This window comes from Mesorhizobium sp. HAY1-8B, from assembly GCF_056868045.1.
Genome location: NZ_CP200321.1, coordinates 2,918,350 through 2,934,563 on the forward strand (window position 1 = coordinate 2,918,350; position 16,214 = coordinate 2,934,563).

14 protein-coding genes and 1 pseudogene are annotated in these 16,214 nt (G+C 64.1%); 10 read left to right on the plus strand and 5 right to left on the minus strand.

Annotated features, from left to right (window positions below; all coding sequences use genetic code 11):
• Positions 1–3: 3 nt before the first annotated feature.
• The 5 genes from AC1VON_RS13680 to AC1VON_RS13700 all read right to left on the minus strand — a co-directional run bounded on the left by AC1VON_RS13680 (position 4) and on the right by AC1VON_RS13700 (position 6,288).
• Positions 4–1,500 carry an HAL/PAL/TAL family ammonia-lyase gene (locus AC1VON_RS13680; protein ID WP_483123382.1) on the minus strand — a complete coding sequence of 499 codons (1,497 nt, stop codon included), beginning with the start codon at positions 1,498–1,500 and terminating at the stop codon, positions 4–6.
• 137 nt (positions 1,501–1,637) lie between these two features.
• Positions 1,638–2,747, minus strand: a complete 1,110-nt coding sequence (locus AC1VON_RS13685; protein ID WP_172351655.1) for an alcohol dehydrogenase family protein — start codon at positions 2,745–2,747, stop codon at positions 1,638–1,640.
• Positions 2,748–2,755: 8 nt separating this feature from the next.
• Positions 2,756–4,135, minus strand: a complete 1,380-nt coding sequence (locus AC1VON_RS13690; RefSeq protein ID WP_483123387.1) for an aminotransferase — start codon at positions 4,133–4,135, stop codon at positions 2,756–2,758.
• 37 nt (positions 4,136–4,172) lie between these two features.
• On the minus strand, positions 4,173–5,666 hold the full coding sequence (locus AC1VON_RS13695; protein ID WP_483123391.1) for an NAD-dependent succinate-semialdehyde dehydrogenase: 1,494 nt from the start codon (positions 5,664–5,666) through the stop codon (positions 4,173–4,175).
• A gap of 130 nt (positions 5,667–5,796) precedes the next feature.
• Positions 5,797–6,288 (minus strand): Lrp/AsnC family transcriptional regulator, encoded by a 492-nt coding sequence (locus tag AC1VON_RS13700; protein ID WP_172351652.1) that lies wholly within the window; start codon positions 6,286–6,288, stop codon positions 5,797–5,799.
• Positions 6,289–6,371: 83 nt separating this feature from the next.
• Between AC1VON_RS13700 and ehuR the strand changes: the two genes are divergently transcribed.
• The 10 genes and pseudogenes from ehuR to doeB all read left to right on the plus strand — a co-directional run bounded on the left by ehuR (position 6,372) and on the right by doeB (position 16,112).
• The gene (ehuR, locus tag AC1VON_RS13705; RefSeq protein WP_483123394.1) at positions 6,372–7,757 is read left to right on the plus strand and encodes a MocR-like ectoine utilization transcription factor EhuR; all 1,386 of its coding nucleotides are present in this window, start codon (positions 6,372–6,374) and stop codon (positions 7,755–7,757) included.
• A 125-nt stretch (positions 7,758–7,882) separates the two neighbouring features.
• Positions 7,883–8,668, plus strand: coding sequence for an ectoine/hydroxyectoine ABC transporter ATP-binding protein EhuA (gene ehuA / locus AC1VON_RS13710; protein ID WP_274609139.1), 786 nt, complete (start codon positions 7,883–7,885; stop codon positions 8,666–8,668).
• A gap of 79 nt (positions 8,669–8,747) precedes the next feature.
• Entirely contained in the window at positions 8,748–9,599 is an 852-nt protein-coding gene (ehuB, locus tag AC1VON_RS13715; protein ID WP_056564808.1) for an ectoine/hydroxyectoine ABC transporter substrate-binding protein EhuB, read from the plus strand.
• A gap of 120 nt (positions 9,600–9,719) precedes the next feature.
• Complete coding sequence (gene ehuC / locus AC1VON_RS13720; RefSeq protein ID WP_483123400.1) at positions 9,720–10,379, plus strand: ectoine/hydroxyectoine ABC transporter permease subunit EhuC; 660 nt, start codon at positions 9,720–9,722, stop codon at positions 10,377–10,379.
• 33 nt (positions 10,380–10,412) lie between these two features.
• Positions 10,413–11,072: an ectoine/hydroxyectoine ABC transporter permease subunit EhuD gene (gene ehuD / locus AC1VON_RS13725; RefSeq protein ID WP_172351648.1), complete on the plus strand. Its 660-nt coding sequence runs from the start codon at positions 10,413–10,415 to the stop codon at positions 11,070–11,072.
• 3 nt (positions 11,073–11,075) lie between these two features.
• A complete protein-coding gene (gene eutA, locus AC1VON_RS13730) occupies positions 11,076–11,855 on the plus strand; it encodes an ectoine utilization protein EutA (RefSeq protein ID WP_483123405.1) in 780 nt (259 codons plus the stop codon).
• A gap of 5 nt (positions 11,856–11,860) precedes the next feature.
• Positions 11,861–12,848, plus strand: a pseudogene (eutB, locus tag AC1VON_RS13735) (hydroxyectoine utilization dehydratase EutB).
• A complete protein-coding gene (locus AC1VON_RS13740; RefSeq protein ID WP_483123408.1) occupies positions 12,845–13,837 on the plus strand; it encodes a cyclodeaminase in 993 nt (330 codons plus the stop codon). The pseudogene eutB and the gene AC1VON_RS13740 overlap by 4 nt, the downstream one beginning before the upstream one ends.
• Positions 13,838–13,926: 89 nt before the next feature.
• Positions 13,927–15,105: an ectoine hydrolase DoeA gene (gene doeA / locus AC1VON_RS13745; protein ID WP_483123411.1), complete on the plus strand. Its 1,179-nt coding sequence runs from the start codon at positions 13,927–13,929 to the stop codon at positions 15,103–15,105.
• Between the two features lie 5 nt (positions 15,106–15,110).
• Complete coding sequence (gene doeB, locus AC1VON_RS13750) at positions 15,111–16,112, plus strand: N(2)-acetyl-L-2,4-diaminobutanoate deacetylase DoeB (RefSeq protein ID WP_483126329.1); 1,002 nt, start codon at positions 15,111–15,113, stop codon at positions 16,110–16,112.
• Positions 16,113–16,214 lie beyond the last annotated feature (102 nt).

Genomic DNA, 16,214 nt, shown 5'->3' on the forward strand with positions numbered 1-16,214 from the left:
TGCTCAGTATCTTGGTCCCGCCACCATCCGCGCAACCCGCGTCATGTCGGTGCTCATCTCGCGGTCGTCGTCGAGCGGGCTGACAAGCGCGCGGACAGCGGCGAAGGTGCGCTGCGGCCCTTCGCCCATGCTGTCGACGACGCCGCGCAACTCCACGCCTGTCGCCGCGAAGATCAGTTCCATCGCAACCAGATAGCGCATGCGCTCGATAATCTCGGCCGTCTTGGCCACCACACGCGGTGCCATCGACGACTGGTCCTCGATGCCGTCCGAAACCGCCAGCGGGCTCAGCGACATCGGGTTGGCCAGATGCCGGATCTCGGCTTCGAGCGCGGCAAGCGGCTTCTGCAGTTCAGCATAACCCTGGCGGCTGCCGCCCCTGGCCGACAGGAAGCGCGGCAGATCCGCTATGGTCGGTGACATCAGCTTCATGCAGCGGTTGGCGGTGCCGACGGCGCAATGCGCTAGCGCTTGGCCGAGCTGTTCCCAGGCGAGCGTCATTGCCGTGAGGTCGAAATTGCCGTTGGAAACCACCCGCTCGTCCTCCGGCAGGATGACGGGGTTGTCACCCGAATGGGTCAGTTCGATCTCCGTTGCCTGCTTTGCCTGTTCGAACGCATTGAGCAGGCCACCCCAGACCTGTGGCACACAGCGATAGCTGAGCGGATCCTGGAGGCGCCGCGCCGCCTTGTCCTGCCAGAGGCCGCTACCCACGAGCTCCTTTCGTAGCCGCACACCGATCTCGCGCTGGCCGAAGGCCGGCCGCGCGGCAAGGGCATCAGCGTCGATCGCGGTGAGGGAGGAGCGAAACGCCTCATAGTTAAGCGCCACGGCAGCCAACGCCCAGTCGATGAGATGGGCGACGTCTTCGAGGCACAGGCACGCCGTCCCGGTCGACAGGCTGTTGGCGACGATGATGGCGTGGCCGTCCTTTTCGCGCAGGTCGAGCGGCTCGAGCCCGGCGAGAGCCAGCGCCTCGGCGGAGGGCATGATCCTGCCCTGGAACTCCGTCTCGCCATCGCCGCGCAGCGCCCTGGCCATATGGCCGAGATGGGCAAGGTCGGCCGCGCCGATCGATCCCCAGGTGGGGATCACCGGATGGACGCCGGCGTTGAGCGCCGCCACAAGACCCATGACCACGCGTTCGGAGGTGCCGGTGCCGCCGGCGGCCATGCCCGAAATGCGCGCGGTCATCAGCGCCCGCACCGCTTCGGTCGGCAGGGCAGGCCCGATGCCCATGCTATGGCTGAGCGGCACGCTGTGCTGGAAGGCGATCAGGTCGGCCTGCGCGAGCGGCGTGTCGACACAGGCGCCGAGGCCTGTCGTGACGCCGTACATCGGCTTGCCAAGCCCGGTGAGATGCTCGATGAGGGCGCGGCTCGCCCGGATGCGGCGCATCGCCTCCTCGCCCAGCATCAGGCGGGCTCTGCGTCTGGCAATCTCAGCCACATCCGCGACGCCGAGAGGATTGGCGTCGAGCACTATCATTCGGGCTGTCATGTCTCGCTGTTCCTGTCACCAGACGCCCGGGCCAAATGACGATGGGCATCGCCGTTTGTGGCGACTTGCTGGCTGGACTGCAAGTCATTCCCATTGTGGCAGCGGCGAGAAGGCCGGCAGAAGCGGGGGGGAGATTTCTAGAACGACGCCGGCTGCTCCGCGACAGCATCGGGCACCACCACCAGCTTGCCGACAAAATCCTTGGCAACGAAATCCGCCTGCGCGTGGTGGAAATCGGAGAGCCTGTAGACGCCGCCGACCAGCGGCCGGATTTTTCTCGCCTCGATATATCCAACGATCCGGCGGAAATCGGCGCGCGTGCCCTGGCTGGAGCCATGCAACTGCAGTTGCTTGAGATACATGGTCCTGAGATCGAGCTGCACGACCGGACCGGCGATCGCACCGGCGGTGGTGTAACGGCCTTCGGGCCTGAGAATACGCAACAGGTCATTGAAGATCGCGCCGCCGACGAGATCGGCCACCACATCGACCGGCTGGCCGTGGGTCGCCTCGGCTACCGCTTGCGGCAGGTCGGTGACACCACGGGTGATGACGGCCTCGGCGCCGATGTCGAGCACCGCCTGTTCCTTGCCCTTGCCAACGACGGCATAGGGAATGGCACCGCGCGCCCGTGCCAGTTGCACGATGCCCGAGCCGACGCCGCCTGAGGCGCCGGTGACCAGCACCCGCTCGCCGGCCTTCAGGCCAGCGCGTTCCAGCATCTGCTCGCCGGTGAGGTAGGCACAGCAGAAGGTGGCCAGTTCGACATCGCTCATCTCCGTGTCGACGACATGCGCGTTCTCGGCCGGCACGGTTTGATACTCGGCATAACCGCCGTCGCGGCCGTGGCCCATATAATCTATGTCGGCCAACGAATCGTCGTCGCGATTGTAGATCGAGAAATCGACCATAACCCGCTCGCCGATACGGTCTGGCGAAACGCCATCACCGACCGCAACGATGGTGCCGACCGTGTCGGTGCCCTGGATGCGCGGGAAAACAAGCGTGTTGCCCTGCCGCCGCCAGGTCGACACGGCGGAAGCGTCTTCTTCCGTGCCATAGGCGCCCTGGCGCACCCAGACATCAGTGTTGTTCATGCCGCAGGCGCTGACCTTGACCAACACTTCCCCCGGGGCGGGCGCGGGCACCTTAACGTCGGTGCGATAGACGAGCTTTTCCGGTCCGCCGTGCCCGGTGAGCAGCACGGCGGCCATGGTGGCGGGGAGATTTTCTGTCATGGCATTCATCGTCGATTTTAGAGATTGGCAAACACGCTTTTCACCGCATCGGCGGTCTTGGCCACCACGATGTCGGCTTCTTCGCGCGTCAGGCAGAGCGGCGGCGCGAAGCCGAGTATGTCGCCCTGCGGCATGGCGCGGCCGATGACGCCGCTGGCGGCAAGCGCCGTCGCCACTTGCGGACCGATCTTTTGCGAAGCATCGAAGAACACCCGGTCGTCCTTGTCGGTGACGAACTCGACCGCCGCCAGCATGCCGTCGCCGCGCACGTCGCCGACATTCTTGTGGCCACCGACGGCCTTTGCCAGTTCGGCTCGGAAATAGGCACCGGTCTCGCGGGCATTTGTCACCAGATCCATCTCGTCGATCAGTTCGAGATTGGCCACGCCCGCGGCAACGCAGATCGGATGCGCCGAATAGGTCCAGCCATGGCCGAGCGAGCCGAGCTTGTCGGAACCTTCGACCAGCACCTGCCACACCTTGTCGGCGACAATGACGCCCGAAAGCGGCGCATAGGCCGAGGTCAGGCCCTTGGCGATGGTGATCAGGTCCGGTTTGATGCCGTAATGGTCGGAGCCGAACATGGTGCCCAGCCGACCGAAGCCCGTAACCACCTCGTCGGCGACCAGCAGCACGTCATATTTCTTCAGCACCGCCTGGATCTTTTCCCAATAACCGGCAGGCGGCGGCACGATGCCGCCAGTGCCGAGGATCGGCTCGCCGATGAAGGCGGCGACGGTTTCAGGCCCTTCGGCCAGGATCATCTCCTCGAGCTTGTCGGCGCAATGCTGAGAGAACTGCTCCTCGCTCATCGAGCGGTCGGCGCGGCGGAAGTAATAGGGCGCCTCGGTGTGCAGTATCGGCGCGCGCGGCAGGTCAAAAGCGTTGTGGAACAGGTCGAGCCCGGTCAGCGATCCCGTCATCACGCCCGAGCCGTGATAGCCGCGCCAGCGCGAGATGATCTTCTTCTTCTCCGGCCGGCCGAGCACGTTGTTGTAGTACCAGATCAGCTTGATGTTGGTTTCGTTGGCGTCGGAGCCGGAGAGGCCGAAATAGACCCTCGACATGCCCTTGGGCGCGCGGTCGATGATCATTTTGGCAAGCGTGATCGAGGCCTCGGTGCCGTGGCCGACATACGCATGATAATAGGCAAGGTTCTTCGCCTGGGTTGCGATCGCATCAGCGATCTTCTGGCGGCCGTAGCCGACATTGACGCAATAGAGGCCGGCAAAGGCATCGATGCTCTTCTTGCCATTGTTGTCCCACACGGTGACGCCTTCACCGCCGGCCATGATGCGGGTCGGGCTCTCACCCCGCGCATGCGTGCCCATATGCGTCGAGGGATGGAAGAAGTGGTCGCGATCCCAGGCATTGAGTTCGTTGGACTGGTCGAGCATCTTTTCTTGACTCCTTGAAAGACAAACCGAGCGCGGCTTAAGCCACATTCAGGCAGAGATATTTGAGATCGGTGAAAGCCTCCAGCCCATGGCGCGAACCTTCGCGGCCGATGCCGGATTGCTTGACGCCGCCAAAGGGGATCGGCGCGCCGGTGATCTTGACGCGGTTGACGGCAACCATGCCATAGTCGAGCGCCCGGCCCATGCGCTGCTGGCGCGCGCCGTTCTCTGTCACGACATAGGCGACCAGGCCGTATTCGGTGGCGTTGGCGCGTCCGATGACCTCGTCCTCGCTGTCGAAGGGCGTGACCGCCGCGACCGGCCCGAAGGTCTCTTCGTGCATGATCAACGCCTCATCGGTGACATCGGCCAGCAGTGTCGGCTGGTAGAACAATGGCCCAGCCTGATGCCGCTTGCCGCCAGTGAGACAGCGCGCGCCATGGGCAAGCGCATCGGCGACCTGTTCCTCGACCTTTGCGACGGCGCGCTCATGCATCAGCGGTCCGATGTCGGTTTTATCGGCGAGGCCGTTACCGGTCCGCAGCGCCTCGATGCGCCTCGTAAAGGCGGCACAGAAGCGCTCGTAGAGCGGACGCTGGACATAGATCCGGTTGGCGGCAAGGCAATCCTGGCCCGATGTGGCGAATTTGGCATCGATGGCAATGCCTACCGCTTTGTCCAGATCGGCATCGGCAAAGACGATCAGTGGCGCGTGGCCGCCAAGCTCCATCACCAGCCGCTTCATCGTCGGCGCACTCTGTGCCGCGATCAGCCTGCCGATCTCGGTCGAGCCGGTAAAGCTCATGCCACGGATTCGCGGATCCTCGCACATCCGCCCGACGATGGTCGCGGCCCTGCCTGTGACGATGTTGAAGACCCCGGCCGGCAGACCGGCGCGCTCGCCAAGTTCGGCCAGCGCCAGCGCCGACAGCGGCGTTTCCGAGGACGGGTGCGCGACGATGGTGCAGCCGGCGGCAAGGGCGGCGGCCGCCTTGCGGGTCAACATGGCCGACGGAAAATTCCACGGTGTGACGACGCCGACGACGCCGAGCGGTTCGCGGCGTATCATCATTTCCGCGTTCGGCAGATGGCTGGTGATGCTCTCGGTGTTGAGGCGCTTGGCTTCCTCCGCGTACCATTCGACGAAGGAGGCGGCGTAGTCGATCTCGCCGAGCGACTCCTGCAGGGGCTTGCCCTGCTCCAGCGTCATCAGCAGAGCCAGATCGTCTTTCGCTGCGATGATCAGCTCGAACCATTTTCGCAGGATTCTTGACCGCTCCTGCGGCAGCAGCGACCGCCAGGCAGGAAAGGAGCGTGCGGCGGCATCGATCGCTTTTGTCGTTTGCCGCGCATCCAGCGCGGCAACGAAGGCGACCGTGGTGCCGGTCGCCGGATCGGTGACCTCAAAACTTTCGGCGGCCTCGCTCGCCGTCCAGTGGCCGTCGACATAGGCCAACTCGCGCAGCAGCCGGCGGTCGGCGAGGCGGTCGAGCGCTTCGTGGCGATGCGAGCGGGCGAAATGCGCGGACATGGTCGAGGCCTCCCGGTTCGGACTGGTACGGGAAGACTATCCGCCATGCGCAGACAGAGAGGCTGTTTGGGCGTCCTGAAGGAGAGAGATTCTCTCTATTGTGCCGCCTCCGCAGACGATCTCTCCGGCACTACGGCGACGCCGGCAGCAACTCGGCGATGGGAAGCACGATCTCTTCCTTCACCGTCTTGGTCACGATGTAGGTGAAATAGCGGTCGATCCCGATCTCGCGCTCGAGCAAGCCGTCGACCAGCCGCTGGTAGGCATCGATGTCGCGCGCCATCACCTTCAGCAGATAATCGACGCCGCCACCCACCGACCAGCAGGCGACGATCTCGGGGATGTCGCGGATGACGCGCTCGAAGCGGTCGAAATCAGCCTGGCGGTGGCTGGCAAGCGTCACCTCCATCAGCACGGTGGCGACCGGCGCCACGACGCGCATGGCGATCCGGGCGTGATAGCCCGAAACGATGCCGGCCTTTTCCAGCTTGCGCAGCCGCATCCAGCACGGCGTCGGCGACAGCCCCACCTGCTCGGCCAGCGCCAGCTTGGTGATGCGCCCGTCGCGCTGGATGGCATCCAGGATTTTGAGGTCGATCGCGTCGAGTTTCGCTGCAGTCATCAGAGCCCACTTTTTCGTCCACGGTAGCATGATGGCGCATTATTTCGATTGTCAATTGCACTGATTTCGATCTCTAATAAGTCATGACATTGTGGCAACCAGATCCCGCGCTCATCCGGCGGCCAGCCTATCAATCGCTGGCCGACCAGTTCGCGCGCGCCATCCATGACGGGCGTCTTGCCAATGGCGCCCGTCTGCCCACGCATCGCCGGCTGGCCGATGACCTCAAACTGTCGGTGCAAACGGTCAGCCGCGCCTATGAGGAACTGATCCGGCGCGGCCTGATTTCGGGCGAGATCGGCCGTGGCAGCTTTGTCCAGACGCAGCGCCGCGAACCGGAACCGCCCTATCTGCCAGAGCGTCTTGGCGAGGTCATCGACCTATCCATCCTGAAGCCGGTCTGCGAGCCGATGCATCTGGAGCGGTTGAAGCAGGCATTGGGGTGGCTCGCCGAAAACCTGCCGTCGAGTTCGGCGCTATCCTTCCGGCCGAATATGGTGTTTCCGCGCCACCGTGCCGTGGCGGTCGAATGGCTGAAACTGTGCGGGCTCGATGCCTCCGCGCAGAATATCAGCCTGACCAACGGCGCCACCGCCGGCATGACGGTGGCGCTGATGAGCGTGGCGCCGCCGGGATCGACCGTCGCCACCGAGGCGATCGGCCATCACACGCTGGTGCCCCTGGCGCGCTATCTCGGCTTCAACCTCGAAGGCCTGCCGATCGACGACAATGGCCTGATCCCGGAAGCACTGGACGAGGCCTGCCGGCTTTCCGACATCCGCGCCGTGTTTGTGCAGCCTTCGGTGATCAATCCGACGGCAACGCTGATGGATGCGGCTCGACGCGCCGAGATCGCCGCGGTCGCGCGCAAGCACGACATCGCCATCATTGAGAACGATGTACTAGGGCCGTTGGTCGAGGAGCGGCCGCCGCCGGTCGCTGCCTTTGCCCCGGAGCGCACGCTCTACGTCACCTCCTTCACCAAGATCACCGTGCCAGGTCTGCGCATCGGCTATCTCGCAGCGCCGGACCGCTATGTCGCCGCCGTCGCCAACCGGCACCTGGTCTCCAACTGGATGGCCACGCCGCTGGTGGCCGAGATCGCCACCAAATGGGTGACAGACGGCACCGCGATGGAACTCGTCCGCTGGCAGCGCACGGCCCTGCGGCGGCGGCAGGATATCGCAGCGGAGGTGCTTGCCGGGATTGACTATCGCGCACGGCGCGACGGGCTGCACGTCTGGCTGCAGCTGCCCGACGACCGCGCCGAGGAGGGCTTTGTCGCCCAGGCCCGGCTGCAGGGCGTGGCGATCGCCCCTGGCACATCTTTCCGCATTTCGGATGCGCCGTGGCATCCGGCGGTCCGTATCTCGCTGGGCTCGACCACCGAAGGGGAACTGCGCGCCGGTCTCGGCGTTGTCACCAAGCTCTTGCTTGGCGATCCGGAGCATCTGCTGCTGGCGATTTAGGCCGACTATGCTTCGAAATTGTGCGGAATCAGAATAATTGTCATGATATTATTTTCCTAATTGACATGATTTGGCTCGTTCCGCATCGTTAAGGGCACAGGCTTCTCCAGCACGGGGAAATTCATTTGTCCGCACCCATCATCAAGGTCGATGCCATTTCGAAGAGCTTCGGAGCCTTCAAGGTGCTGGACGGGCTGTCGATGCAGGTCATGCCGCGCGAGAAGCTGGCGCTGATCGGCCCCTCCGGCTCGGGCAAGACCACGATCCTGCGCATCCTGATGACACTGGAGCGCATCGACGGCGGTCACATCCAGATCGAGGGCGAGCATCTCTACCACATGGAGCGCAACGGCCAGTTGCTGCCGGCCGACGAGCGGCATCTGGCGCGGATGCGCCAGAAGATCGGCATGGTCTTCCAGCTGTTCAACCTGTTTCCACACAAGAGCGTCATCGACAATGTGACGCTGGCGCCTATGCTGACCAAGGGCACGCCGCGCGCCGCCGCCGAGAAGAGGGCGATGGAGCTGCTCGACATGGTCGGCATGGCCGACAAGGCCAAGGCGATGCCGGCGCAACTGTCCGGCGGCCAGAAGCAGCGCGTGGCGATCGCCAGGGCACTCGCTCTGCAGCCCAAGATCATGCTGTTCGACGAGGTGACATCGGCGCTCGATCCGGAGCTGGTGGAGGAGGTGTTGAACGTCTTGTGGCGGCTCTGCGCCGAGACCGACATGACCATGCTGCTGGTCACTCATGAGATGGGCTTCGCCCACGATTTCGCTGACCGGGTGCTGTTCTTCGATCGCGGCAAGATCGTCGAGGAAGGCAAGCCCGACGAGATTTTCCGCCATCCCAAACAGGAGCGCACGCAAGGCTTCCTGAAGAAGATCATCGCGGCCGGACACCGCGTCTGACCGCCATGCCCGAGGGAAGGCGAAGCCGTCCCTCAATCAAAACCAAAATGACAAAACCAAGAACAAGGAGTTGGGAACAATGAAGAAACTTGGCATTCTGGCCGGCGTCGCCGGCCTTGCACTGACGGCAGTCCTGGCCGCCTCGATTCCGGGCTCGGCCGACGACAGCAAGCTCGAGCAGCTCAAGTCCCAGGGCTTCGCCCGTCTCGCCATCGCCAATGAACCGCCCTATACGGCGGTCGCCGCCGACGGCAAGGTTTCGGGCGCCGCGCCCGACGTGGCGCGTGAGATCTTCAAGCGGCTTGGCGTCGCCGATGTCGTCGCCTCGATCTCGGAATATGGCGCCATGATCCCCGGTCTGCAGGCCGGTCGCTTCGACGTCGTCACCGCCGGCTTGTTCATGAAGCCGGAGCGTTGCGCCGCGGTCGCCTATTCCGAGCCGGTGCTGTGCGACGCCGAGGCGATGCTGGTGAAGAAGGGCAATCCGAAGGGCTTCAAGAGCTACGAGGACGTTGCGAAGGACACATCGGCCACCATCGGCGCGCCCGGCGGTGGCACCGAGGAGAAACTGGCGCTCAACGCCGGCGTACCGCGCGAACGCGTCATCGTCGTGCCGGACGGCCAGAGCGGCCTGAAGATGGTACAGGATGGCCGCATCGACGCTTACTCGCTGCCGGTCCTGTCGATCAACGATCTGATGAAAAAGGCCAATGATCCGAACCTCGAAGTCATCGCGCCGGTGCAGGGCGCGCCGGTCTATTGCGATGGCGCCGCCTTCAAGAAGGGCGACGAGGCGCTGCGCGATGCCTTTGACGTCGAGCTCGCCAAGATGAAGAAGTCGGGCGAGTTCGCCAAGATCATCGAGCCCTACGGCTTCTCGGCCGCGGCCGCGATGTCGACGACGCGCGACAAGCTCTGCGCGGCGAAGTGATTTTTGCCTTCTCCCCGTTCACGGGGAGAAGGTGTCACGAAGTGACGGATGAGGGGCGGCGCCATGCTCTGCTTGGTTCGTGCTGCCCCCCATCTGCCTAACGTTGGAACCTCTAATCGAATGACCCAGTGGTCCGGCTATTTCGGCCTGATATTGCAGGGAGCGCTTGTCACCATCGAGCTGACGCTGATGGGGTCGGTGCTTGCCCTTGTGATGGCCTTTCTTGCCGGCATGGGGCGGCTGTCGCGCTTCTTCGCGCTGCGCGCGCTTGCCACCGCCTACATAGAATTCTTCCGCGGCACCTCGATCTTCGTGCAGCTGTTCTTCGCCTATTTCGTGTTGCCCTTGGTGGGTTTCGAACTGACCCCGCTCCAGGCCGGCGTGCTGGCGCTCGGCTTGAATGTCGGCGCCTATGCCGCCGAAGTGGTGCGCGGCGCCGTGCAATCGATCGGCCGCGAACAGCATGAAGCCTGCATCGCGCTCAATCTCGGTCGCTGGCAAGGCTTGCGCCATGTCATCCTGCCGCAGGCATTTCTGGTGATGCTGCCGACCTTCGGCAACAACGCCATCGAATTGCTCAAGGCGACGTCGGTGGTCTCGCTGATCTCGCTCGCGGATCTCACCTTCCAGGCGCAGGTGGTGCGCGCCCAGACCGGCAACACCATGGTGCCCTTCGCCACCATTCTGGTCATCTATTTCATCCTGGCGCTGCTCATCTCATGGGGCGTGCGCTCGCTGGAGCGCCGCATGGCGCGCGGCCTTGACGGAGTGCGTGTCTGATGGCCGGGGCGCGCTGATGGCCAAGGTTCGCTGATGGATTGGGATTGGGATTTTGTCCGGCAGATCCTGCCGACGATGATCCAGGGGGTGAAGATCACCATCCTGGCGACGCTGCTCGGCTCGGTGCTGGCGGCGATCGTCGGGCTGGGCATCGCGCTGGCGCGCCGCTCGCCCAACAAGGTGCTGTCGCGTACCGTCGGCTGGGCGGCCGAATTCATCCGCGGCACACCGCTCCTGGTGCAACTCTATTTCATCTTCTATGTGCTGCCCGACATCGGCATTCTTCTGCCGCCGCTGGTTGCCGGTGTCATCGGGCTCGGGCTGCATTACGGCACCTACACGGCGGAGGTCTATCGCGCCGGCATCGAAAACGTGCCGCGCGGCCAGTGGGAGGCCGCCAAGGCCTGCAACCTCAACGCCAGGCAGACCTGGACGCACATCATCATCCCGCAGGCCATCCCACCGATGATCCCCGCGCTGGCCAATTATTTCATCGCCATGTTCAAGGAGACGCCGCTGCTCTCGGCGATCACCGTGCTGGAGCTGATGAACCAGGCGAAAAGCGTCGCCAACACCTACTATCGTTATCTGGAGCCGATCACGCTGGTCGGCGCCTTCTTCCTCGCCATCAGTCTTTGTTCGGTCGTGCTGCTGCGCTGGCTGGAGCGTCGTTACGGCAAGATCGAGAGGTAACCGATGAAGCCCTTGCCCGAAATCACAGTCCATCCGAAGCGGCCATTGCTCGATGATCGTCCGCTCGACCAGCGTATCGGCCTGATCATCCTGGCCACGGATCACACCAGCGAACCGGACTTTCGCCGCATGGTCGCGAGCGAGCGCATCGGCGTCTATGTCGCGCGCATCCCCTATGCCAATCCGACAACACCGGAAAACCTGCGCAAGATGCAGCCGGCGCTGACGTCAGGCGCTGCCCTGATCCTGCCCGACGAGAAGCTCGACGCGATCTGCTATTCCTGCACCTCGGCTTCGGTCGTGATCGGCGATGCCGAGATCGAGGTGGCGATCCAGGCCGCCAAGCCGGGGGTTCCCGTGGTCACGCCGCCGATGGCCGGCGTGCGCGGGCTGAACGCCTTCGGCGTGCGTCGCATCAGCATCCTGACACCCTACACGGTCGAAACCTCCAGGCCGATGGCGACGTATTTCGCGGCGCGTGGCTTCGAGATCGCCAGCTTCACCTGTCTCGGCTTTGAGGACGATCGCGAGATGGCGCGCATTCCGCCAGCGGCGCTTATCGATCTCGCGCGCCAGACGACCGATGCGAGCGCGGAAGCGCTGTTCGTGTCCTGCACGGCGCTGCGCGGTGCGCTTGCCGTCACTGGGATGGAACAGGCGATCGGACGCCCGGTGGTCACCAGCAATCAGGCCAGCGCCTGGAATTGTTTGCGGCTGTGTGGCGACGACACAGCCCATCCTGAATTCGGCCGTCTGATGACGCTGCCTTTGCCGCGCGACTGACGATCATGGCGACAGTGACGCTGAGCGATATTAATGCCGCGCGCGAGCGAATTCACAACAAGGTCGAGCGGACACCAACCGTCACGTCCCAAAGCCTTTCGCAACGCTTTGGCGTGCCGGTTTACCTCAAGCTCGAGCACCGCCAGACCACCGGTAGTTTCAAGCTGCGCGGCGCCTCGAATGCCGTCGCTTCGCTGAGCGCGGAAGAGAGGACGCGCGGTGTCGTTGCTGCCTCGACCGGCAATCACGGTCGGGCTCTAGCGCACGCGGCGAAACTCGAAGGCATGCGCGCCGTGATCTGCATGTCGCGTCTGGTGCCCCAGAACAAGCTGGACGAGATCCGCCGAACTCGGCGCCGAGGTCCGCATCGTCGGCAACAGCCAGGACGACGCGCAGCATGAGGTCGAGCGGCTGGTGGCGCAGGAGGGGCTGGTCATGCTGCCGCCCTTCGATCATCCCGCCATCATCGCCGGGCAAGGCGCGCTCGGGCTGGAGATGATCGAGCAGGCTCCGGATGCCGCTATGGTGCTTGTGCAACTCTCCGGCGGTGGCCTGGCCTCAGGGGTTGCTGCCGCCGTCAAAGGCGTCAGCCCAGGCACAAAAGTCATCGGCGTCTCGATGGCGCGTGGTGCTGCGATGAAGGCGAGCCTCGATGCCGGCCGGCCTGTCCTGGTGGAGGAACTGCCGACGCTGGCGGATTCGCTCGGCGGCGGCATTGGCCTCGACAACAGGCTGACCTTCGCCATGTGCCGCGACCTGCTCGACGACGTCATCCTGCTCAGCGAGGACGAGATCGCCGCCGGCATCCGCCATGCCTATGCACAGGAGCGCGAGATCGTCGAGGGCGCCGGCGCGGTCGGCATCGCCGCGCTGCTCGCTGGCAAGGTCAAGACGAAAGGGCCGGTGGTGGTTCTGCTCTCCGGCCGCAACATCGACATGAATGCGCACCGCGGGATCATCTGCGGTGAGGCGATCGCGGAGCGTGCCGCATGAGCCGGATGACGATCCTCACCGAGAGAGAACTGCGCAAGATCGTGATGCTCGACCTCGACGCCATTGCCTGCGTCGAAAACGCTTTTCGCGCGCTCGCTACCTTGCCGGTGGCGATGCCGCCGATCCTGCGGCTCGATATCCCCGAGCATCGCGGCGAGGTCGACGTGAAGTCCGCGTACGTACCCGGTATCGACGGCTTCGCCGTTAAGATCAGCTCCGGCTTCTTCGACAATCCGAAGCTCGGCCTGCCGAGCGGTGGCGGCATGATGGTACTGCTTTCGGCAAACACGGGTGTGGTCGAGGCGCTGCTGCTCGACAATGGCTACCTGACAGATGTCCGCACCGCTGCGGCAGGCGCGGTCGCGGCGAAGCATCTGTCGCGCGAAGACTCCACCGTGGCGGCGATTTTCGGCGCCGGTTTGCAGGCAGGTCTGCAATTGGAAGCATTGCGCCTTGTCAGGCCGATCGAGGAAGCACGCATCTGGGCGCGCGATGCCAGCAAGGCCGAAGCGACTGCTGCCTGCTTGCGCGAAAGACTGGGCATCGTCGTGCGCGCCGAGCCCGACGCGGCAAGCGCCGTTGCCGGCGCCGACATCATCGTTACCACCACGCCGTCGACCGAGCCGTTGATCAAGGCCGGCTTCGTCGCCGCCGGGCAGCACATCACCGCCATGGGCTCGGATGCCGAGCACAAGAACGAGATCGCGCCTGCGATCCTGCGCATGGCCGATCTCTATGTCGCTGATAGCCCCCACCAAACACGGCGGCTGGGCGAACTCCACCATGCAATCGCGGCGGGAGTGATGGCGGCTGATGCTGAAGTCATCGAACTCGGCCAGATCATCGCCGGCGTCAAACATGGCCGGCGCTCGGCCAGCGACATCACCATCGCCGACTTGACCGGCACTGGCGTGCAGGACACCGCGATAGCCGCGCTCGCCCGCGACCGCGCGCTGGCGACCAGCTCCGGAACCATTTTTGAAAGCTGATGCGGGTCGCTGGAGCATGATCCGGAAAAGTGGAAACCGGTTTTCCGAAAAAGATCATGCGCAAGCTCCAACAAACGAGGACCAAGAACATGCAACCAAACCTGAAATTCTCGCGCGGCGAATTTGCCGATCGCCTCGCGAAAACGCGGAAAGCCATGGAGGTCAGGGGCGTCGATCTCCTTGTTGTCAGCGACCCCTCCAACATGGCCTGGCTGACCGGTTATGACGGCTGGTCGTTCTATGTGCACCAGGCGGTCATCGTGCCGCCTTCGGGCGAGCCGGTTTGGTATGGCCGAGGCCAGGATGCCAATGGCGCCAAGCGAACCGCCTATCTCGCGCATGACAACATCGTCGGCTATGCCGACCATTATGTGCAGTCGACCGAGCGGCATCCGATGGATTTCCTGTCGAGCGTGCTTGCCGATCGCGGCTGGGGCAAGCTCACCATCGGCGTCGAGATGGACAATTACTGGTTCTCGGCCGCCGCCTTCGCCTCGCTGCAGAAGCATCTGCCCAATGCCCGCTTGGTCGATGCCACCGCGCTGGTCAACTGGCAGCGCGCGGTGAAGAGCCCGACCGAGATCGACTATATGCGCAAGGCCGCCCGTATCGTCGAGGCCATGCACCAGCGCATCGTCGACAAGATCGAAGTCGGCATGCGCAAATGCGATCTCGTCGCCGAGATCTATGATGCCGGCACGCGCGGCGTCGACGGTATTGGCGGCGACTATCCGGCGATCGTGCCGCTGCTGCCGTCGGGCGTGGACGCTTCGGCGCCGCACCTGACCTGGGACGACCAGCCGATGAAGCGGGGCGAGGGTACCTTCTTCGAGATCGCCGGCTGCCACAACCGCTACCATTGCCCGCTGTCGCGCACCGTGTTCCTCGGCAAACCGACGCAGGAATTTCTCGATGCCGAGAAAGCGACGCTGGAAGGCATGGAGGCGGGGCTTGCGGCCGCAAAGCCCGGCAATGCCTGCGAGGACATTGCCAACGCCTTCTTCGCCGTCCTGAAAAAGTACGGCATCGTCAAGGACAACCGCACCGGCTACTCGATCGGCCTATCCTATCCGCCGGATTGGGGCGAGCGCACCATGAGCCTGCGCCCCGGCGACCGCACCGAACTCAAGCCCGGAATGACCTTCCATTTCATGACCGGCTTGTGGCTGGAGACGATGGGTCTGGAAATCACCGAATCCATCTTGATCACCGAAACCGGTGTAGAGTGTCTGGCCAATGTGCCGCGCAAACTGGTGGTGAAGAATTGAGCCCGCTGTCCAGCCTCCGACCGTCGCCGATTGCACCGACCGTCGATTTCGACCGCGACGGTGTCCAGCATGGTTTCCTGCGCCTGCCCTACAGCCGAGACGACTCTGCGTGGGGTTCGGTGATGATCCCGATCTGCGTCATCCGCAACGGCAAGGGACCGGCGGCGTTGCTTTCCGGCGGCAACCATGGCGACGAGTATGAAGGGCCGCTGGCGCTCTACGATCTCGCCCGTACGCTCGATCCCGCGCAAGTCAGCGGCACGGTGATCATCGTGCCGGCAATGAACTATCCGGCTTTCAGAGCCGGCACGCGGACGTCGCCGATCGACAAGGGCAACATGAACCGCAGCTTTCCCGGCCGGCCGGATGGTACGGTGACCGAGAAGATCGCCGACTATTTCCAGCGTGAATTGCTGCCCCGCGCCGACATCGTGTTCGACTTTCACTCTGGTGGAAAGACGCTGGACTTCGTCCCGTTCTGCGCCGCGCACACTGTGCCCGACAAGGCGCTCGAGCAGAAAGCCTTCGATGCGGTGGCGGCATTCTCTGCCCCGTTCTCGATGCGCATGATCGAGATCGATGCCGTCGGCATGTACGACACGGCAGCGGAGGAAATGGGCAAGGTCTTCGTCAGCACCGAGCTTGGCGGCGGCGGCACCTCACGCGCGCAAACGGTGCGGATCGCGGGGCGCGGCATTCTCAATGTGCTGCGCCACGCCGGCATTGTTGCTGGTGCGGTCGAGAAGGGTAGAACTCAATGGCTGGACATGCCGTCCGGCGATTGCTTCTCTTTCGCCGAGGACGACGGCATGATCGAGACCATGGTCGATCTCGGCGAGCCCGTCCAGGAAGGCTCGGTTCTGGCGCGCATCCACTCCGTTGGCCGCACCGGCATCGTTCCGCAGGAGATTCGGGCAAAAATGTCGGGCATGCTCGCGGCGCGGCATTTTCCCGGCCTGGTCAAGGCCGGCGATTGCGCGGCGGTGGTTGCTGTCGAAGTCGATTGATCGAAGGGCGCATGCCGAGCGTTCTCCGGCGGTTGCGGCAGGCCGCGCCGGATTTTCTCCATCGAAGGGAAGTGTAAATTAACGAGAGTCGTCCAAACTGGG